Origin of the sequence: Halolactibacillus sp. JCM 19043 (assembly GCF_001310395.1) — a bacterium.
Taxonomy (GTDB): domain Bacteria; phylum Bacillota; class Bacilli; order Bacillales; family Amphibacillaceae; genus Halolactibacillus; species Halolactibacillus miurensis.
In genome coordinates, this window is the sequence record NZ_BAXD01000001.1 from 62,746 (window position 1) to 83,737 (window position 20,992).

The 20,992-nt window shown below is 38.5% G+C and carries 18 protein-coding genes and 2 pseudogenes; 17 read left to right on the forward strand and 3 right to left on the reverse strand.

The features are described 5' to 3' along the window. The first annotated feature begins 115 nt into the window (after positions 1-115). From JCM19043_RS00325 to JCM19043_RS00340, 4 genes are all read left to right on the forward strand, one after another. On the forward strand, positions 116-1,654 hold the full coding sequence (locus tag JCM19043_RS00325) for a hypothetical protein (protein WP_062318994.1): 1,539 nt from the start codon (positions 116-118) through the stop codon (positions 1,652-1,654). Positions 1,655-1,840: 186 nt separating this feature from the next. Next, positions 1,841-2,341 carry a sigma-70 family RNA polymerase sigma factor gene (locus JCM19043_RS00330; protein ID WP_082394344.1) on the forward strand — a complete coding sequence of 167 codons (501 nt, stop codon included), beginning with the start codon at positions 1,841-1,843 and terminating at the stop codon, positions 2,339-2,341. Between the two features lie 21 nt (positions 2,342-2,362). Next, entirely contained in the window at positions 2,363-3,577 is a 1,215-nt protein-coding gene (locus tag JCM19043_RS00335) for an anti-sigma factor (RefSeq protein ID WP_062318996.1), read from the forward strand. 215 nt (positions 3,578-3,792) lie between these two features. Beyond that, positions 3,793-4,440 carry a DUF421 domain-containing protein gene (locus JCM19043_RS00340; RefSeq protein ID WP_062318997.1) on the forward strand — a complete coding sequence of 216 codons (648 nt, stop codon included), beginning with the start codon at positions 3,793-3,795 and terminating at the stop codon, positions 4,438-4,440. Here JCM19043_RS00340 and JCM19043_RS00345 read toward each other — a convergent pair. Next, a complete protein-coding gene (locus JCM19043_RS00345) occupies positions 4,412-4,879 on the reverse strand; it encodes a polysaccharide biosynthesis C-terminal domain-containing protein (RefSeq protein ID WP_082394347.1) in 468 nt (155 codons plus the stop codon). The two genes, JCM19043_RS00340 and JCM19043_RS00345, sit on opposite strands and share 29 nt — an antisense overlap. Continuing rightward, positions 4,812-5,951: an oligosaccharide flippase family protein gene (locus JCM19043_RS00350; RefSeq protein WP_062319003.1), complete on the reverse strand. Its 1,140-nt coding sequence runs from the start codon at positions 5,949-5,951 to the stop codon at positions 4,812-4,814. The genes JCM19043_RS00345 and JCM19043_RS00350 overlap by 68 nt, the downstream gene beginning before the upstream one ends. A gap of 160 nt (positions 5,952-6,111) precedes the next feature. On the opposite strand from JCM19043_RS00350, the gene JCM19043_RS00355 reads away from it, so the two are divergent. The 13 genes and pseudogenes from JCM19043_RS00355 (at position 6,112) to phoU (ending at position 19,580) form a co-directional block, all read left to right on the forward strand. Continuing rightward, positions 6,112-6,381 (forward strand): post-transcriptional regulator, encoded by a 270-nt coding sequence (locus tag JCM19043_RS00355; protein WP_062319005.1) that lies wholly within the window; start codon positions 6,112-6,114, stop codon positions 6,379-6,381. A gap of 61 nt (positions 6,382-6,442) precedes the next feature. After that, positions 6,443-8,230, forward strand: coding sequence for a protein translocase subunit SecD (secD, locus tag JCM19043_RS00360; protein ID WP_369813695.1), 1,788 nt, complete (start codon positions 6,443-6,445; stop codon positions 8,228-8,230). A gap of 35 nt (positions 8,231-8,265) precedes the next feature. Further along, entirely contained in the window at positions 8,266-8,727 is a 462-nt protein-coding gene (gene secF, locus JCM19043_RS18415; protein ID WP_369813710.1) for a protein translocase subunit SecF, read from the forward strand. A gap of 74 nt (positions 8,728-8,801) precedes the next feature. After that, complete coding sequence (locus JCM19043_RS00365; protein ID WP_062319007.1) at positions 8,802-9,134, forward strand: lipopolysaccharide assembly LapA domain-containing protein; 333 nt, start codon at positions 8,802-8,804, stop codon at positions 9,132-9,134. 60 nt (positions 9,135-9,194) lie between these two features. Further along, positions 9,195-11,498, forward strand: coding sequence for a single-stranded-DNA-specific exonuclease RecJ (gene recJ, locus JCM19043_RS00370; RefSeq protein ID WP_062319009.1), 2,304 nt, complete (start codon positions 9,195-9,197; stop codon positions 11,496-11,498). Beyond that, positions 11,488-12,003, forward strand: coding sequence for an adenine phosphoribosyltransferase (locus JCM19043_RS00375; protein WP_062319011.1), 516 nt, complete (start codon positions 11,488-11,490; stop codon positions 12,001-12,003). The genes recJ and JCM19043_RS00375 overlap by 11 nt, the downstream gene beginning before the upstream one ends. A gap of 192 nt (positions 12,004-12,195) precedes the next feature. Beyond that, positions 12,196-14,389 (forward strand): annotated as a pseudogene (locus tag JCM19043_RS00380) (bifunctional (p)ppGpp synthetase/guanosine-3',5'-bis(diphosphate) 3'-pyrophosphohydrolase). A 12-nt stretch (positions 14,390-14,401) separates the two neighbouring features. Further along, positions 14,402-14,851, forward strand: coding sequence for a D-aminoacyl-tRNA deacylase (gene dtd, locus JCM19043_RS00385; RefSeq protein WP_062319013.1), 450 nt, complete (start codon positions 14,402-14,404; stop codon positions 14,849-14,851). A 357-nt stretch (positions 14,852-15,208) separates the two neighbouring features. Continuing rightward, positions 15,209-16,168, forward strand: a complete 960-nt coding sequence (locus tag JCM19043_RS00390) for a PstS family phosphate ABC transporter substrate-binding protein (RefSeq protein ID WP_062319015.1) — start codon at positions 15,209-15,211, stop codon at positions 16,166-16,168. A gap of 121 nt (positions 16,169-16,289) precedes the next feature. Continuing rightward, positions 16,290-17,195, forward strand: a complete 906-nt coding sequence (gene pstC, locus JCM19043_RS00395; protein ID WP_062319429.1) for a phosphate ABC transporter permease subunit PstC — start codon at positions 16,290-16,292, stop codon at positions 17,193-17,195. After that, positions 17,195-18,082: a phosphate ABC transporter permease PstA gene (pstA, locus tag JCM19043_RS00400; RefSeq protein WP_062319018.1), complete on the forward strand. Its 888-nt coding sequence runs from the start codon at positions 17,195-17,197 to the stop codon at positions 18,080-18,082. The genes pstC and pstA overlap by 1 nt, the downstream gene beginning before the upstream one ends. Before the next feature lie 14 nt (positions 18,083-18,096). Next, positions 18,097-18,901, forward strand: a pseudogene (pstB, locus tag JCM19043_RS00405) (phosphate ABC transporter ATP-binding protein PstB). A 19-nt stretch (positions 18,902-18,920) separates the two neighbouring features. Beyond that, positions 18,921-19,580, forward strand: a complete 660-nt coding sequence (gene phoU, locus JCM19043_RS00410) for a phosphate signaling complex protein PhoU (protein WP_062319020.1) — start codon at positions 18,921-18,923, stop codon at positions 19,578-19,580. Between the two features lie 107 nt (positions 19,581-19,687). On the opposite strand, the gene JCM19043_RS00415 is transcribed toward phoU, so the two are convergent. Then, the gene (locus JCM19043_RS00415; RefSeq protein ID WP_062319022.1) at positions 19,688-20,791 is read right to left on the reverse strand and encodes an N-acetylmuramoyl-L-alanine amidase; all 1,104 of its coding nucleotides are present in this window, start codon (positions 20,789-20,791) and stop codon (positions 19,688-19,690) included. Positions 20,792-20,992: the final 201 nt, after the last annotated feature.

Consider the following 20,992-nt stretch of genomic DNA (forward strand, 5'->3'; position numbering starts at 1 on the left):
AAACCATAAACGTGAATGTTTTGTGAACAAAGAGAAAAACCTGTTTACTCATTCACAAATTAATCATACAATGAAACGGATTATGTAAACGTTTAAACATGAGAGGAGAAAAAACATGGAACAATTATTACAACAAGTAGAAAGCTTGCAGTTACTTAACCACTTTTTATTATCGTTGTTTATCATTATTCCGATGGTACTCATTGCCAGGACCGTGGTCGCTGGTACGAGGTACTCACCGATTTTAATTATCGTTATTTTTGGTTTGGCTATGGGCTTTGTGCTCGTATCAAGCGGCGTGGCAGAACCGGGGTTACAACAATTTCCGGTCGTTGAACTTATATCGAAAACAACCAGTATTGCCTTGATTGTGACTTTCTTTGTGGGCGGTCAAGAAATCAGAAAGATTTTCGGAAACAAAGAAGGCGCAACAAAAGATTTACTCATACATAATGAAGAAGAAGCGGTGTTAGGAACCACCCGGACACAAATGGTCTTAATTGTCCGCTCATTCTTCTTATTGATTGGGATTGAAGCATTAAGTCGAATTATTCTGGGTCTTAATTCAAGTCCACTATCGAGTTATTATCCGATTATGGCTTACTTAGGATTAGTGGGATCGATTATACTAATAGATAGTAAGGCGAAGATTTTAGAAAAACCTCTCTATATTAGAAAAGGTGTTTTAGAAATTATCGTGATTACGGGTATTCTTGTTTTAGCGTACCATTTATCGATCTTTGTTAATGACCTCGTTGCCCTACCATCGATCTTCTTTGCGATGGTACTCGCGACAGCTTTAGGGATGATTTGCTACGACTATGTCTTTGGTCCAACAATAAAAGCGTTACTCTTTGCGGGGATTCCCGTTGTACTTGCTGGGAACTTCACTGTTGGTGGTTCACGTATTATTGAAGTGTTTGATATGGAAGGCGCAGCTAGTGTCTTAGGCTATGGTTTCTTCGGCCAAGTCTTTTGGATGTTTGGCGGGATGGCCTTACTCATGTACTTTGGTAAAACGCAAGCCGTGAGAAACTTAGCACCAGGGATGGCAGGTGCCTTATCACATACAGGTTTAACGGGTGCTTGTACCGCAGGTGACTTAGGAAAGCGTGCGGCTAATCGTGCGCCGATGCTTGTGAATATTCCATTTGCGATGCACATCTTTGTCTTCTCAATTTTAGCGATGAGCTCTGACAGAGGATCATTGTTAATGATTCCAGCCATTATTATGGCTATCATCGGTTTTGGCTTACTTATTCTCGGATTAAAAAACATAAAAAAACCGGACAATGATGATAAAAAAGAAATGGCTGCCTTACTACAATTCGGCTTTGGCTGGCAGTTAATCGCGATTTTCGGCGGCTTAATCATGCTTAGCTTCAGTTCCATGAATCTTGACTTTGCGGCGATGGCAAAAGCGAGTGCGATTTCACACTTCGGTCTTTTTGCGGCTATTCAAGAGGGAATGTTTGGCGCAGAAGCCGCAGGATTAATTACGTTCACATTCTCTATGACCTTCCTTGTTCACCCATTCGTGTTCTTCATGTTTGGTAAGGCGATGGAGAATAATGAAGAGATGCCAAAATTACCGGTGTATATTTTAAGTATTGTCGGTTTTATTGGAATCGTCGGTTCGATTATCTTTTTATAAAAACACAATTAAATGTAGAGTTTACATGATTATTATGAACGACCAACAGGTAATGTTACCATGTTGGTCGTTTTTTTATCAGGCTTTCACCGTACATATGTTAGACTTTACAATTATGGTTATTTTTTAGAAAAAACGTGTAACTTTTTCTCGACTGATCCGTGGATAGAGTGAAAGGAGGTTTCGATGGAAAAGCATCTGGATTTAGAAGACATATATTTACTCTATATAAATGACTTGTACGCCTACATATTTTCTTTGTGTAAAAACAAATCACTTGCTGAGGACATTGTTCAAGAGACCTTCTACCGAGCCTGTCTATACTTAGAAACGGATAATATAGAGAAGATTAAACCGTGGTTGTTTAAAGTAGCCTATCATACGTTTATAGACGTTATAAGAAAAGACAAACGCTTAGTACAAGTCAAGGACGATGAAGTATTGAATCACCTACTTGACCAGAACCAGGTGAAAAGTGCAGAAGATGAATATATGGTAAAAGATCAACTGAATGATTGGTTTAGGGTAGTTGATCAATTAACGCTATACAAAAGAAATGTCATACTACTCAGAGAGTATTATCAATTATCTTACCAAGAAATCGCTGACATGTTAAATATATCATTAAGTAAGGTGAAGGTTACCCTTTATCGCGGACGAAAAGAGATAGAAAAAAAGCTAGACTGAATTTTCAAGGAGATGATTAGAGTGGAATGTAAGGACGTTGAAAATAAGTGGGAAGCGTATTTGAACGGCACATGTTCTGAAGAAGATGAACAATTGATGGATGAACATTTAAACAGTTGTGAGCGATGCCAACACAGACTTGAAATGGAGATGGACGAGCAAGAGAGTCAAACTATAAAAGAAAAAAGACTGATAGAGCATAAGGACAGGGTGAATGAGTTACCGGAAAAAAAACAGAAACGATTGTTGCGACGGGCTAAATGGAAAAATAGATTAACAAACGCCTTCACTCTCTTTTTCTTGTTTATCTTAATAAGTTTCATCTCTGGTTTACTAACGGCTTTATATTATGGGTTTGGTGGAGAAGACGGAAAAGCCAATCAAGCGATGCAGGTAGTTAAAACAGCTACACAAATGACTATGCCTAATGTATATCTTGGGAGTAGTGGATTACATACTAATTTATATTTTACTGCTGATATGGATTTATCTATTAAGAAACAACTGGGAAGGAAAAGAAAAACGATTGGTCAATTAGAAGGGAAAATGTTTTTAAATCAATTGACGGTTAATCGAGATTGGCATGATGGACAATATGATGTACAGTTATACTTTCTGCACCCATGGTTTGTATCGAAACAATCTGAGGAGGAACAGGGTTATTACGAGCAAACATTAAATCAAACATGGGACACGTTAGAACTACTTCCTGAAGGAACCGTGTCTGAATTGGCGATTACATTCGACGATTTATATGAATTCACAGAGGTGTATGAACTTTTAGAAGATATGGAGGTTGACATCGTTTGGTATGCGATTGATACTGGTACAGAAAAAAACGGATCTAGTGATGGTTCGCCATATTTAAGTGCTATTAGTGATATTTGGGGATTCCATGAAGATGCTGTATTTGACTTAACGAATTTTGATTTTATCACTGAAAGAGGAGATGGTGATAAGCGAGAGGAAGCATTTACAACAGGGCTCAAATTTCTTGCCGAAAATGAAAAACTAACAGAAAGGTATCTACCATTTATGAATCGAGACGTGAGTATAGATGAAAGGTATCGCTTTGTAGAAGAACATGGCGTGAATACTTATGGCGTTGTTGTCACAGGTCCTAGTAAAGAACTGCTCAAACTTCAAGAAAATGAAGCGATTATCTATGCCACAATGGGTGACGTTGATTTTTGGAATTGGTATAATAACTCTGCAGGTGGAACAATCTATAACTAATGTACCTTATCTCATCGAATCATTTATGTTAATGACATACTTTAATGAATTAATTACGTGAGTCTGACAAAGATTAAGAGCCAAACAGCGGCTCTTTTTGTTTTTAAAATACTAAAAGAAAGATATAATGATTTCTCTTTTAAAGTGTTAAGGTTATAACTTTCATTATATTCACACACACTAACGTATCATCAATGGATGTGGAGTTGATATTAATGGTATGGTTAACAATTGTGTCGTATTTAACAATGGTCACTGTCTTTCGGCTTATGGGTAAGCGAGAAGTAGGGGAATTAAGCTTGTTTGATGTTGTCATTTTTATGATGATGGCGGAATTAGGCGTGAATTTGATTGAAGATCCTGATTTAACGTTTAAAGACATTTACTTGCCGCTTGTTATTTTATTGTTTTGTCAACGCTTCAGTGCTTATCTAGCTTTGAAATTCCCCCGGGCAAGGCGTTTGTTTGACGGAGAAGCATCTTATATATATAAAGATGGTAAATTTAATCTAAAAGCGATGAGAAAAGAACGCTATAGCCTAACCGACTTTTTACAGCAACTGCACGAGAAAGAGATCAAAGGTCTGCAAGACCTTGATTATGCCTTACTTGAATCTTCAGGTAAACTATCCGCCTTTAAAAAAGACAAACAAGAATCTACCGGCGTCGTTTATGATGTTGTTCTTTATGGTGTACTTCAGAAAAACATTTTACGTCAAGCCGGTTTAACGGAAGAAGATGTGAAAAAATTCTTACGTTCAAATGGTTGTATCGGTTATCAAAATATTTTTTATTTAAGTGTGGACGGTGATAACCAATGGTTTTTAAAAAGTTTCAATGACGTTTTGACTTTCGCTGACTAAGCATTCGCCATTCACTTATTGTAAATAATTTAAAACCGAATGTTAGAAGAATAAAGATAATAAACAAGAAAGGAATACTGGATAATTCTAACCAAACGGACGCATCTATCAGTTTAAGCGCGAAGCGACAACTGGCTGTGATGGCCAGAAAGAAGATATATAACCCGATGACTTGATTTAAAAAAGGAAAAGTCAATTGATAACCGGTGGCTTTTTTAACGCTATTATAATGCAACAGAGTTGATATAATAGACAACAAAGATAAGCTGACAATGACGCCAACCATCGGATCAAGCCATCGCATAAAGTAGGTAAGGGCGGCTATTTTGACTAAGAAATTAATCATACTATTAAACATCGCCCGGTGGGTCTCATCGCTCGCCTGTAAAATGGCATGAAAAGGAAAGTGTAAATAAGTGAAAAAAGTAAAAAAAGGCAAGCCATTTAATCAATGTGATACCTTTATCTGTATCGTACATTAAAAATAATAACGTATCAGGATAGACCATCAGAATGATGGTGAAAAAAATGCCGACCATAATGGAATACCTAACGGCTTGGTGAATACGGAAGTGCGTCTGTTTCATGTTTTTTTGCTCGATGGCTTCTGTTACACTAGGAATAGTTGCTTGCGCAATCGCTTGAGTGATAAACATGGGAAAATTCACGAGTGGAAATATATAGCCTGTCAGTAAACCATAAGCTTTTGTCGCGCCAGTAATTGATAAACCATTTAAGACGAATTGTCGATGAATGATGAGCGGCTCTAAAAAATGACCGAAACTGTGAATCATGCGCATACCGGTTGTTGGTAAGGCAATAGAGAGCAGCTCCTTGGTTAAGTGCTGTGGTCGCTTAGCCTGTTGCTTTTTAGGTAACTGAACATTTACATATAGGATTAATAAATAAAACAAGCTAAAACATTCACTGATCACACTTTGCCATAATAACTTTTCTGCTAAAACTTCAACGGTATCAAAGGGATAGTCTTTTAATCCATACAGCAACAATAACAGTCTAACGATTTGTTCTAATAGCTGAGATACGCCTTGCGGTCGCATATTATGTAACCCTTGAAAAAATCCTTTTAACACACTTGAACATGTCGCCAGTGGAATCAGCCAGAGTAAGGGCACGAGCGCAAGGTAAACGCGTTGGTCAGAAAAGAGCGGTAGTAAAAAAGTATCCTTAATAATAAACAACAACACACTCGTTGTTACACTCAAGATGAGAGCGATGGTCAGACTGGTATAAAATAAACGTCGTATCGTCTGTGTATCATGTTTACTATAATATTTACTGACGCGTTGACTAATTGCAACAGGTAAGCCTAATTGAGTAAAAGTAAAGATAAAAAAGAAGGTAGGAAGAACGAGGTGATAAAGGCCGATGGCTTCTTCTCCTACAGCTCTGACCATAATTAAACGAATGAAAAATCCAAGGAACCGAACGATGAGCCCGGTAATAACGAGTGTTAAGGTACCATGAATAAAACTTTGAGGTTTGGACAACTGAAATTCCTCCCTTTCCAAATAATGATTCTTCCGCTACAATAGATATGTTACAAATCTTCATCCTAGACTAATAATGATAGAATAATCGAATAAACAATAGACTGATGACATTTTAATTGAGAGGAGGAAATCTGGTGGAGCCTAAATTAGTATCCGAATGGAACTGTCGCTCGGCACGGTTATTGATAGTAAGGTAAATGAGTTGATTTACTTAGGATATGATGAAGCGGATGCGACGACTGTATGGCAATGTCTTATGAAAAAAGTCTGGAAAAAAGATAAGAATCTGTCTTTACATCAAGTCGTTCAAGATATCTTGCATTTAAAGCCGCATTTTTTTATGAGTTATATGACACAAATGGCTTATCAGACCGATGATCTATCCGGTGCGATTCAAGATGTGTTCAAACATAACGACATGAATTAAAGTCATGTATGATGTATGTCATCACATGGAGAAACTACAGAGATGAGAGGGAACGTTACATATGATTAAGAAAAACCGTATTATCGGCTTTTTTATCGTGCTTGCCACGTTAATTGCCGTTATTTCTACAACTGTATTTAGTATTAGTGAAGATGTTAAACTCGGCCTTGATTTACAAGGTGGGGTTGAGATTTTATATGACGTCGAACCGTTAGATGAGAGTCAAGCGTTATCAGAAGATATGCTTGATGCGACGGTCGAATCGTTGCGCCAACGTGTCGATGTGTTAGGCGTCAGTGAACCGAGTTTCACTATAGAAGAGCCTAACCGTGTCCGAGTACAACTGGCAGGCATTCAGAATGAAGACGAAGCGAGAGAAATCTTACAAACGACCGCACAATTGAGTTTTAGAAACGCTAATGATGAATTAATGTTATCTGGTGCCGACTTAGTAGAAGGCGCTGCGCGTCAAGATTTTGATCCGAATACGAATCAGCCGATTGTTTCCTTAGAATTAAAAGATGGGGCAAAGTTCGGTGACATCACGAGAGAAATTTTAGAAAGTGATGTTCAAAACACGCTTGTCATTTGGCTTGATTATGCTGAAGGGGATTCCTATCAAGAAGAATTTAAAAAAGAACCATATTATATGGGTGAAGATAAATTAGAAGGTGAACCAAAGTACTTGTCAGCACCGTCAATTGATCAAGTGATTAATTCACCACAAGTCGTGATTAATGGTAACTTCACCATTGATGAAGCCCAGCAATTAGCCGATTTGTTAAATGCGGGGTCACTTCCAGTTGATTTAACGGAAGTCTACACCACATCAGTCTCGGCTCAATTTGGGGTGGATGCATTAAATGAAACGCTTTTTGCTGGGGCATTAGGTATTATCTTTATTTTCCTATTTATGCTAGGGGTTTATCGTTTCGGTGGCGTTATTTCCATCATTACATTGAGCTTATATATTTATTTAGTTATTTTAGTATTCGAACTTATGAATGGTGTCTTAACCTTGCCTGGTATTGCGGCCCTTATTCTAGGTGTTGGTATGGCAGTCGATGCGAATATCATTACATTTGAACGAATGAAAGAAGAATTACGAGAAGGAAAGTCGATGATTGCGGCCTTTGAATCAGCGAATAAGAACTCCTTATCAACGATATTGGATGCGAATATTACGACGTTAATCGCTGCAACCGTTCTATTTATTTACGGGACAAGTTCAGTTAAAGGGTTTGCGACATTGCTCATTGTCAGTATCGTCTTAAGCTTTATTACAACCGTCTTTATTTCTCGCTTCCTCATGGGATTATGGATTAAGAGCCGTGCTCTTAATAAACGCCCACACTGGATCGGGGTAAAACAGGATCAAATCAGGGAACTAAGTGATACAACAGAAGTTGAGCCAACGTTCTTTAATAAACGCATTGATTTTGTTGCGCACCGGAAAAAGTACTTTATAGCCAGTGGTGCTCTAATTTTTGTGGGACTACTATCCATGCTGTTTATCGGTCTTAATCTTAGTATTGATTTCACAAGTGGCACACGTGTGGAAGTCAATACAGTTGAAAATATATCAGAAGAAGAGGCAAGAACGCACTTTGAAACCTTTGATTATGATGTCGAGACTGTGACCTTTTCGGGTGAGAATAACGAAATAGCGGTTATTCGCTTAAGTGATCAATTAAATCAAGAACAAGTCGCCGAGGTGCGTACTTACTTTAGTGAAGTATATGAGACAGAAGCAAGTATAAGTACGGTAAGTCCTGTTGTCGGTCAACAACTGGCGAGAAATGCGATGATGGCAGTAGCGATTGCTCGATCTTTATTGTTATTTATGTAACCATCCGTTTTGAATTTAACTTTGCGATTGCGGCTATTATTGCGCTCTTACATGATGCGTTCTTTATCTTAGCCATCTTTAGTCTGACGCAAGTGGAGTTCAATGTGACTATCGTGGCGGCGATCTTAACAATTGTTGGTTATTCCATTAATGATACAATCGTTAACTTTGATAGAATTAGAGAAAATATTAAAAAGAAAAAATCCATCCGATCTTTCGATCAACTTGCTCGTATTGTGAATGATAGTTTAATTCAAACACTCGCGAGAAGTATTAATACTGTATTAACGGTTATTGTTGCGGCTATTTTCCTATGGATCTTTGGTGCGCCAGCGATTACCAACTTCTCATTTGCTCTAGTTATTGGACTCTTTGCTGGGATGTACTCATCAAACTTTATCGCCGCTCAACTGTGGTTAGTTCTACGCGGACGTAATATTAAAGAAAAACCGATTGTGTTTGTTGAGAAGAAACGCAATGACGGACCACAAGTTTAAGCGCTATGAGGTTTAGAACGTTACCAAAAGTGGTAAAAGAAAGTATCATTAAATATAGTAAATGAGGTGACGTGATGAAAGGACAGACGTATGTTATAGCGGCACTACTGTTTGCGTTAATTGTTGCAACGTTTGCAGTCATTAATGTAGACCAAGTAGAAGTGAATTATTTATTCTTTACGAGTGAATCGCCACTTATTCTAGTGATTTTAGTTTCAACACTTCTAGGTGGCTTAATTACGAGTGGGTTTGGTATTGCTCATTTAATAGGCGCGAAGAAAAAAATTCGTCGGTTAGAGTCTGAAAATCAACAATTACGGGCATCAACGGCTGTCAATGTTTCTAATGAAACGGACTCAGATGACACAACAGCTGATGTAGAAGTGATCGATTCAAAAAATAATTAATGATGATTAATTGAACCCCCTGATATTGTCTAGTATAATAGACAAGTCAGGGGTGAATTTATGTTAGAGAGTAAAATGAAATGGTCGTTTGATTCACTTGAACCTGTGAATGAAGCCCAAACGATTATGACACGCTTATTAGAAAAGCGCGGGGTCACAACAGACAAGGAACAAAAGGCCTTCTTGTCTCCTTCAATGAAGGATTTAATTGATCCCAGCCTTTTAACGGATAGTGAAAAAGTAAAGTCCCGCATTTTAAAAGCGGTTGAAACAGGCGAACCTATCATGGTATTTGGGGATTATGATGCAGATGGTGTCACATCAACGGTGGTTATGATGGAAACGTTAATCGAATTAGGAGCCATTTGTGACTGTTACATTCCTAATCGTTTTACTGAAGGCTATGGTCCGAATCCTGACGCGATGCGTCAGATTAAAGAAGACGGCTTTAGTCTCGTTATTACGGTTGATACGGGTATCGCTGCTTTTGAATCAATTGAAGTAGCTAATGCGATTGGGTTAGATGTCATTATTACTGATCACCACGAAGTCCAAGAGGTCTTACCTGATGCTTTTGCGGTGATTCATCCAAAAGTATCAGAAGATTATTCTTTTAAAGCACTTGCAGGTGTGGGGGTTGCTTTTAAACTAAGTCAATACTTACTTGGCTATTTTCCGGAGCAATTCCTTGATTTAGTGGCGATAGGTACCATCAGTGACTTAGTGCCTTTAGTAGGAGAGAACCGCGTACTTACTACACTCGGTCTTAAAAAACTGAAACAAACATCGAGAACAGGATTAGTGGCATTAAAATATGTCGCTAGTATTAAAGATGACGTGGATGAAGAAGATATTGGGTTTGGGATTGGTCCGAGACTGAATGCTGTGGGGCGTCTCGGAAGTGCTTTACCTGCTGTTGAATTGTTAATGGCGACCGATCCAGTTGAAGCTAATCAATTAGCTGAGATGATTAATAACATCAATCAAGAACGACAAGAAATTGTGAAAACCATTGCCGCGGAAGCGATTGAGCTTGTTGAAAACAATCCAGTAGAACACGAACGAGTGATTGTTGTCGCGAAAGAAGGTTGGAATGAAGGTGTCTTAGGCATTGTCGCCAGTCGTTTAGTAAGGACATATCAGCGACCGGTTCTTTGTCTTTCGATTAAGCCGGACCAGGGGATTGCGAAAGGTTCGGCTCGTAGTATTGATGCCTTTAACTTATTTGAACACGGAATGTCGGTGAGAGAGTTATTCATTAACTTCGGTGGACATAGTCAAGCGGCAGGGATGACGGTTGATTTAGATCGATTAAGTGAGCTTAGAGCCGTATTAAATACGATTGCAAAAGACACGCTCTCAGCTGAAGATTATAAAGAACATAAACAGATTGATTTAGCTGTAGATGTCAGTCAGTTGTCACTTGATTTAATAAGTAACTTAAACAAGTTAGCACCGTTTGGGATGGCTAATCCTAAGCCGCTCTTTTACGTCACGGGTATACCAAAAGATATTCGTAAAATTGGTGCTGACCAAACACATTTAAAATTTAGTTTGGAACAGAATCAATATCAAGTCAATGTGATTGGTTTTGGCTTTGGGCAGGACTATCATCATTTAAATCAAGATCAGTCAGTTGAAATCATCGGGTATTTATCGGTCAATGAATGGAACAATATTCGCTCTGTTCAGCTTATGTTAGAAGACCGCCGAATTCTTAGCCAACAAGTTTTTGATTTTCGCGGACGTAAGTTTTGGTATAAAGATGTGCTGCCTCATGCGGGTGAAAATGTCGTATTCGTGCATTTTAATCAACCAACAAAGATTGAGGATAGACAAAGTGAGCATAGTGAAACCGTGATCGCTCGCGGGACAACGATTCAAAATTTAATTGTGACAGACTTACCTGAGTCACTTGACCATTTCGTTACATTGATTAAAAAGACGTCGCCTGAAAACATATATTTATGCTACCAAGCAGATGAAGAGACGTTACAAGTATTACCGTCGCGAGATGATTTTAAATGGTTGTACGCCTTTATTATTAAGCAAGGCCAATTTTATTTGGAACGTGATAGTTTACGCGTGGCTAAACATAAGGGTTGGAAAATAAATAAAATTAAATTCATGATTCAGGTGTTTTCTGAGCTCGAATTTGTTAAAATAGCGAATGGGGTTCTTGTACCCAATCCGTCTGTTGATAAGCGGCCATTAGAAACGGCTAATAGTTATCAACGCCAACAGAACAAAATTGACATTGAATCGATTTTATATTATTCAAGTTATCAAGCGCTCGTTTCTTGGTTACTTACTGGATTAGAGTCAAGTGACTCACTAGAGGAGGAAAAAGTAAATGGATTATAAAAAACACATTGCATTAGTAGAGGATTGGCCAAAAGAAGGGGTACAGTTTAAAGATATTACTCCACTGATGGATAATGGCCCGGCTTATAAGAAAGCAGTAGATGAGATTGTGACTTATGCAAAAGAGCGAGACGTTGATATCGTCGTAGGACCAGAGGCACGTGGATTTATTGTCGGTTGTCCGGTATCATATGCCTTAGAAATTGGTTTTGCACCTGTCCGTAAAGAAGGAAAATTACCACGTGAAGTCATTAAAGTAGATTATGGTTTAGAATACGGTAAAGATGTCTTAACCATTCATAAAGATGCGATTAAGCCAGGTCAACGTGTATTAATTACCGATGACTTACTCGCAACAGGTGGAACAATTGAAGCAACGATCAAATTAGTTGAAGAACTTGGTGGAGAAGTCGTTGGGTGTGCGTTCTTAATTGAACTAGATTATTTAAATGGTCGTGATAAGTTAGAAGGATACGATGTTTTAACATTAATGCATTACGAGTAAACATGACGCGCCGTTGGGCGCGTTTTTTGCTAGGTTTTTAAAGACGTGCTTTCGAAAAAGTGATGGTTGATTATTCTTCATGTGCGCGCGTATTGATTAAACGACGTAACTTATTATAAAATAGAGGGAATCCATGTTATGATGGTAGATAATAAAGAGACATATACAGACTAAAGGATTTAGGTGATAAACATGGCAAGAGATTTAGTATTAACAATCGACGAGGTGATTGAAGAAGCCTCGCGTTATTTAGATGAAGCTGATATTGCGTTTATTCGCCGAGCATACGATTATGCCGAACAGGCCCACGAAGGGCAATTTAGACAATCGGGTGAACCTTATATTATTCACCCTGTTCAAGTCGCAAGTATCATCGTATCACTCGGTTTAGATAAAGAAACCATTGCGGCAGGTTTTTTGCATGATGTTGTAGAGGATACCTCTATTACATTAGAAGAGCTATCCGCAACTTTCGGCGAAGAGGTCGCCATGCTTGTTGATGGTGTGACAAAGCTAGGTAAAATTAAATATAAATCAAAAGAAGCGCAACAAGCGGAAAACCACCGCAAAATGTTTATCGCCATGTCTAAAGATATTCGTGTCATTATGATTAAACTTGCTGACCGCCTGCACAACATGCGCACACTAAAGCATGTACCCGCAGAAAAGCAGCGCCGTATTGCTAATGAAACGTTAGAAATATTCGCGCCCCTAGCGCATCGACTCGGGATTTCTACGATTAAGTGGGAATTAGAAGATGCAAGCTTACGTTACTTAAATCCACAACAGTATTACCGGATTGTGAATTTAATGAAACAAAAGCGCGAGGAACGTGAGCATTATTTAGATGATGTAATCGGTGAAGTCAAACGCCAATTAGATGATGTCAATATTAAAGCAGAATTTTCTGGGCGACCAAAGCACCTTTATAGCATTTACCGTAAGATGGTGATACAAAATAAACAATTCAATGAGATTTATGATTTATTAGCGGTGAGAATTATCGTCGATAGTATCAAAGATTGTTATGCCGTCCTTGGCATTATTCATACGTGTTGGAAACCGATGCCTGGTCGGTTTAAAGATTATATCGCGATGCCAAAACCTAACCTGTATCAATCGCTGCATACGACCGTCATTGGTCCGATGGGCTCGCCATTAGAAGTGCAAATCCGGACGAAGGAAATGCATGAAATTGCCGAATACGGGATTGCGGCTCACTGGCCTATAAAGAAGGTAAGACGTTAACGAAAAAGCCTAACTCCGAAGAAAAACTCGCTTGGTTTAGAGAAATTCTTGAATCACAGTCTGATACGCATGATGCCGAAGAATTTATGGAGTCATTAAAAGTGGAGTTGTTTGCTGATTTGGTTTATGTCTTTACGCCAAAAGGCGACGTCATTGAACTTCCTAAAGGTGCTGTACCGATTGACTTTGCCTATAAAATTCATACAGAAGTCGGTAATCATACGATTGGCGCGCGTGTTAATGGCAAGATGGAACCACTGGATTATCAGTTGAAAAATGGGGACATTATCGAAATGATGACCTCAAAACATTCATATGGTCCATCACGTGATTGGCTGAAGATGACGACCACATCACAAGCGAAAAATAAAATTAAACAATTCTTTAAGAAGCAACAACGTGACGAAAATGTTGTGAAAGGTCGCGAACTCGTCGACCGAGAAGTGCGTACGACAGGTTTTGATCCAAAAGAAGTGCTTTCACAAGACAACTTACAAAAAGTTGCCGATCGTTTTAACTTTATAAGTATCGATGATATGTACGCTGCTGTTGGATATCAGGGAATTAATGCCACGCAGATTTCGACGCGCTTAACAGATAAGTTCCGTAAAAAAGAGGATAAACAAGAGCTACAGGAAAGTATTGAAAAAGTCCAGCAAAAACAAAAGTCAAGACCAACGAAGTCGAAATCATCAGGTGTGAAAGTTGAAGGTGTCGATAATCTTCTTGTTAGACTGGCGAAATGTTGTAATCCTGTTCCAGGTGATGAGATTATCGGTATTGTAACGAAAGGTCGTGGCGTGTCTGTTCATAGGAAAGATTGTCCGAATGTCAGTAGCAAGAAATGAAAGATAAAGCACTGTCAGTGGAATGGGAAAATCATGATAGTATGACGAAGCAATATCACGTAGATATTGAAATCTCCGGTTATGATCGTCGTGGATTGTTAAACGATGTCTTGCATAACATTAACGAGATGGGGACAAATATTATTGCTGTTAGTGGTAAATCTGATCGAAATAAGATGGTGATCATTCACTTAACCATTCTCATTCATAACATTCAACATTTACGTAAAGTCGTAGATAAGTTAAAACAAATTAAAGATGTGTATACCGTTGAAAGAATTGTACAGTAAAGGGGTTTTAATTTGAGAGTTGTCCTACAAAGAAGTATAGAAGCAAAAGTCGTTGTCGATGGTAAAGTCACTGGTCAAATTGATTTTGGCCTAGTCCTACTTGTTGGCGTTACTCAAGACGACTCGGTCGATGATGTCGACTATTTAGTCAAAAAAATTCCGCATTTACGCATATTCGAAGATGAAGCAGGGAAGATGAATCATAGTTTAATGGATGTTGGAGGATCGATTCTGTCGATTTCACAATTTACCTTATATGGTGACACGAGAAAGGGACGTCGTCCCAACTTTATGGCGGCCGCTAAACCGACACAAGCTGAAGAACTCTACAATCAGTTTAATCAACAATTAATGGATGCAGGTGTTCACGTTGAAACAGGTGTCTTTGGTGAAATGATGGACGTGTCACTCACTAATGATGGTCCAGTTACATTAATAGTGGATACGGATGACCGAAAATAATAGGTGTTTAATGACGAAAGATGTAAGTTTCCTTATTATGAGGATGCTTACATCTTTTTTGTGTTTTCGTCCAAATTATAAAAGACGTTGGTGTATTTTTAGAAAAGTCATTGATTTTTTCGAGTGAAAAACAAGTAGGTAATTTTAAGTCAGGTGCTATTCTATAAAAAATTTAAAAAAATAAGTCATAAAAACGTTGATATATCAATGATTTAGCTAATAATCATAACAAGTTTGTTGAACTTTACAACTTCTTTACACACGATTAACGTTAGCTTCATAACCGTTCGTTATGATGTAAGTGTGGCAAAGAGATATGTCATAAAAAAAGAGATGCCAATAAGGAGGACGAAAGAAATGCTGAAAATGAAAAAGGTATGGGTACTATTTACTTTAGTTTTAATGTTAGGTGTACTTGCCGCCTGTGGTGGCGATGATACGTCAAGTGATTCAGGTACAGAAACTGAAGAACTATCTGGTAGCGTTGTTGTTGATGGTTCAGGTACGGTTTATCCTTTGATGGCACGTATTGCCGAAGAGTACATGGTAACTGAAGAAGAGAATGTATCAGTTGAAGTTGCCCGCTCTGGTACAAGTGCTGGTTTCAAAAAGTTCTTAGCAGAAGACGGTACAGACTTTAATGATGCTTCACGTCACATTAAAGAAGAAGAACAACAAATGGCTGATGACTTAGGTATTGAAGTCAAAGAATTAAAAGTTGCGCTTGATGGTCTGACTTTCGTACTTCACCCAGATAATGATTGGGCAACAGAGTTAACAGAACAACAAGTGATTGATATTTTTAAAGCAGATAGCGACATTGAAAAATGGTCAGATATTAACCCTGATTTCCCAGATGAAGATATTAACACTTATGGCCCAAATGAAAACCACGGAACGTATGAATTCTTCTATGAAACAATTTTAGAAGAACAAGATTTAAAAGCAGACGCTAACTTACAACAAGATTACTCAACGCTTGTAACATTAGTGAGTGAAGATGTGAATGCGATTGGATTCTTTGGATTTGGATACTATGTAAACAACCAAGATCAATTACAAGCGGTAAATGTAGATTTTGGTGAGGGTCCTGTTGAACCTTCACTTGACACAATCGCTGAAGACGGCGACTATGCGCCATTTACTCGTCCCGTGTTCACTTACTTAAATGTGAACATGGCAAAAGAAAAGCCACAAGTCAAAGACTATGCCGTTTACTTGATGGAAAACGTTAATACATTTGCAGGAGAAACTGGTTTTGCACCTCTTCCAGAAGAAGAAGTTCAAGCACTCGTTGATGAATTAAAAGGACTATAATTTTTAGATAACGATAGTCAGTGAAGTTGAGCCTTTGGGCTCAACTTATTGGCTTGAAAAAGGTGGGTTTACTGTGGTAGATAATAATAAAGAAAGCACATCTACTGTGCGTGTAAAAAGTATGATTGAAAAAAATCGACAAAAGCAATCTTTCCGTTCCATAGGAGAAAAAGCTGTACCGAATCTGTTGTTAGGCATCGCTATGATTTCGATACTAACAACGATTGGTATCGTATTTGTATTGATTTCAGAGACATTTGAGTTCTTTAATCGCGTGTCAATTGTCGAATTTTTTACAGGCACAGTATTACGACCGTTAAGTCAAGATCCAAAATTCGGGATTTTACCTTTGATTAACGGCACGATTATATCGTCTGTGATTGCGATGGTTGTAGCGGGACCCATCGGTATGATGACGGCAATCTATTTAAGTGAGTATGCTTCAGATAAAGCCCGTCGAGTACTAAAACCTGTATTAGAATTACTGGCAGGTATTCCAACAATTGTGTATGGTTTTTTTGCTTTTACATTTGTGACACCTTTTTTGCGCCAGTTTATTCCTGAGATGAGTGCCACCAATATTTTAGCGCCGGGTCTTGTTATGGGGGTCATGATTATTCCAATGATTGCCTCTTTATCAGAAGATGCGATGAACAGTGTGCCGAATGCGATGCGTGAAGGGGCGTTAGCGTTAGGTTCGACAAAGTTAGAGGTAACATTTAAAGTCATTATTCCAGCAGCCTTTTCAGGCATAGTAGCCGCTTTCGTTTTAGGGATTTCTCGAGCCGTTGGGGAGACCATGATCGTAGCTATTGCGAGTGGGAGTTCGAAGAACTTCACGTTTGATATCACCCAATCGATGCAGACAATGACAGCCTATGTCGTGGAAGTTGCTGGAGGGGATGCGAGTCGCGGGTCGACGATTTACTATAGTTTATACGCCGTAGCAATGACGCTCTTTGTCTTCACATTACTGATGAATATTTTAGCGCGCTACATTGCACGTCGCTTCAGGGAGGAATATTAATGGCTACACATATGACATCAGAAAGAATTCAAAAGCGCATGAAACGCCGCGTTGCGTTAAATAAAGGTTTGAGTGGCGTTTTCTTACTCGCGACCACGTTTGGTGTGTTTGTGTTAGGGGTATTATTTTATCAAATTATTACGGAGGGTATTCCTTATATTAATTTAGATTTTCTAACAGGTAAGTTATCCACCAATGCTGAACGTGCAGGTATCATGGGGGCAATTTTAGGAACGTTATGGCTCATGGCGGTTGTTATCCCGGTTACAATTATTTTAGGAGTCGGTACGGCAATATATAATGAGTTGTATGCAAAACAAGGAAAACTTCAAACGATTATTCAAACGAATATCGCTAACCTATCCGGGGTACCTTCGATTGTGTATGGTATTCTCGGGATGACTATTTTTGCGAACCTTTTAAATTTAGGTAGTGTCGTTTTAGCCGGGGGTTTAACGATGTCCTTACTCGTGTTACCGATCGTGATTGTATCGAGTCAGGAAGCATTAAGAGCCGTACCAAGTTACTTAAGTGAAGCCTCCATTGGGTTAGGGGCAACAAAGTGGCAAACAATTAAAAATATTATTCTACCAGCAGCCTTACCTGGTATTTTAACAGGCTCTATTCTCGCGCTATCGCGTGCGATTGGGGAAACGGCCCCACTCGTTGTACTTGGTATTCCTGCTTTACTCTTACCGTTTCCGGGTGGGTTATTTGACCGGTTTACCGTCTTGCCCATGCAGATTTATTACTGGACACTTGATGCGTCATTAGTCGAAGAATATCAATTCTTAGCTTCAGCGACGATTATTGTCTTATTGGTAATGCTATTTATTTTAAATGGTACAGCGATTGTAATTCGAAATAAATTCCAACGACGTTATTAAAAGGGGACTTAATCATGAAATTTGTGACAGATATTAAAAATACACGGCAAGAAGAAAAGAAACAACCGACAAAGGTGTATGATACGAAAGATTTAAATTTATGGTATGGCAACACACATGCCCTAAAAAACGTAAACTTCCCGATTTATGAAAAAGAAGTCACTGCCATTATAGGACCCTCTGGTTGTGGTAAGTCGACGTTCTTAAAGACACTTAATCGGATGGTTGAACTTGTACTATGTGCACACGTCGGGAACGATTGAGTATCGTGGGGAAAACATTCTTGATCCAAACTTTATGGTGGAAGATTTACGAACAAAAGTAGGCATGGTATTTCAAAAACCCAATCCATTTCCAAAATCCATTTATGATAATATAGCCTATGGACCTCGTATCCACGGGATTAAAGATCGTAAAATTTTAGATGACATTGTTGAATCGAGTTTACGCGGGGCAGCGATTTGGAATGAAGTGAAAGACCGCTTGAAGGAAAATGCCTACGGCATGTCTGGTGGGCAACAACAACGTCTATGTATTGCGCGAGCCTTAGCGATTGAACCAGATGTGATCTTAATGGATGAGCCAACCTCGGCGCTTGACCCTAAATCAACCTTAAAAGTCGAAGAACTAATTCAAGAATTGAAAAAAGATTTCTCCATTGTTATCGTGACACATAACATGCAGCAAGCGGCCCGTATTTCTGACCGTACCGCCTTTATGCTAAATGGTGAATTAATTGAATATGATTATACAGATGATATTTTCCAACATCCAAAAGATGAGCGTACGGAAGACTATATTACAGGACGTTTTGGTTAATTAAGAGGAGGCTATATTCATGGTACGTAGACGACAATTTGAAGATGAGTTACTGCAAGTGAAACGACGCGTCATCGCGTTATTAGAAGCAAGTAAGGAACAGTTAAATCGATCAGTTAAAGCCTTATATGAATCAGATGTCACAGAAGCAAAACAAGTGATTGAAGATGATAAATCATTAGATGAGTTAGACTTAGACATTAATAATATGGCGATATTAATGATTGCGAAACAACAACCTGTCGCAACGGATTTACGCCGATTGATTGTCGCCATTCGTTTAGCGACAGATATTGAGCGTATGGCCGATAACGCTAAAAATATTGCGCGTTCAACGATTCACTTAGGTAACGAACATCAATTAACGATTGATCCGCGTCTTTATCAAATGACAAAAATCGCAAATACCATGATTGATCTTGCGATTGAAGCATATGATGAAGAAGATATTTTAAAAGCCAAGCAATTATCAGAAAAAGATGATGAAATTGATGCACTGTTTGGTCAAGTGTTAAAAGATATGTTATCAAATAAAGCGACAGAAAAAGATGAAATTCAACTCATCATGCAAGTCGCTTTCAGTACCCGATACATTGAGCGTTTTGGCGATCATTTAACGAATGTCGCGGAAAATATTATGTACCTCGTTAAAGGTGAAATTTACGACTTGAATAAATAAAGATAGATAAAGACCCAATCGCTACAGTCGTCATTAACGACACGTGATTGGGTCTTTCTTTTTCAAATAAATGATAGGACCATTATTATAAGTGAATAATTCAAGTGTTAGGGTCTAGTCTCAAAGTAGTCAGTAACCCCATCGGTAATGCCTTTAGCTAATTTTTCATGATAGCTTGCTTGTTTAATCATTTGTTCTTCTGCGTTATTAGATAAGAAACCAAGTTCTAATAATAAGCTAGGTCGACGATTGTTTCTAAGGACGCTGTAATTACCTGAGGCAACCCCGCGGTCGTTTGCGGACGTTTCCTCAAGCAGTGAGTGATGGACTGTTTCAGCGAGTGTTTCAAAACCAGGCTCGCGATAATAGGTATTAATCCCATTCGCTGATGGATAAGCGGGCTCACTGTTATAGTGGAGACTTAAAAACATATCGGACTTTAAGTAGTTACTGAGTGTCGCTCGTGAGGTCAAACTGTAGTAATAATCATCATCTCTAGTAAAGACGACGTTAGCACCTTGTCTTTTTAAGTAACGTTCTAGCACACGTCCCGTTTGCATCGCAAATTGACTTTCATATTCATCATTTAAACTAATAGCCCCAACATCGATACCGCCATGTCCAGGATCAATGACAATGGTTTTGTTGAGTAAAGGTGATTGACCAACAGGCTTTGTTAAAGTTAAATCAAGTACCTGTTTTTTTATATAACCTGTTGCATTATCTATCGCTACTTGGTACCAATCGCCTTGTTCATCCGTAATGGTGACAGGATCATTTTTATTTAGTCTATGGGTAATCTCACTTGTAAGAGACGCGTCTTGTCTTACATGGACCAATGGAATTGATATTCGTGTCTCATAAGGGTATGTTTGAGTCGGTGTGTCAGTGGGTGTCTCATTCGCTATTTCCTCATCTGACGCATCAATAGCCGGCTCACTTGAGATAGTGACATAATCTTCGTGTACCCAACCTGTAGTATTGTTATAAGTAATTTGTAACCAAGGTGATTCAATTGCTTCGATTGTGAACTGATCACCGGTATTCACGTGTCCAATCGGTTCATACGATGTCCCAGGACCGCCTCTTACGAGTAAATCATCCGTATCAATCATCGCCGTTTGAGCGAAGATCGTGAGGGGATGAATGAATAAGGCAAGAAGTCCCATGCCTATTAATATGTAAAGTCTTTTTTTAAAGTAGTCAATCATATTTCGGTTGCTTCTAAAAAGCAACAGTTCACTCCCTTCAGTATTTGTTTTTCAATCTCTATCATACGTGTAAAGCTTAGGTGAGTCAAAAGATTTTAAGCAACATCAAGAAGATTGTGCGTGACAAAACGTAAAGCGTATGTAAAGATTAAAAAAGGTAAAAAAACTTACTTGACATTCCTATGCTTTATCAGTAATATT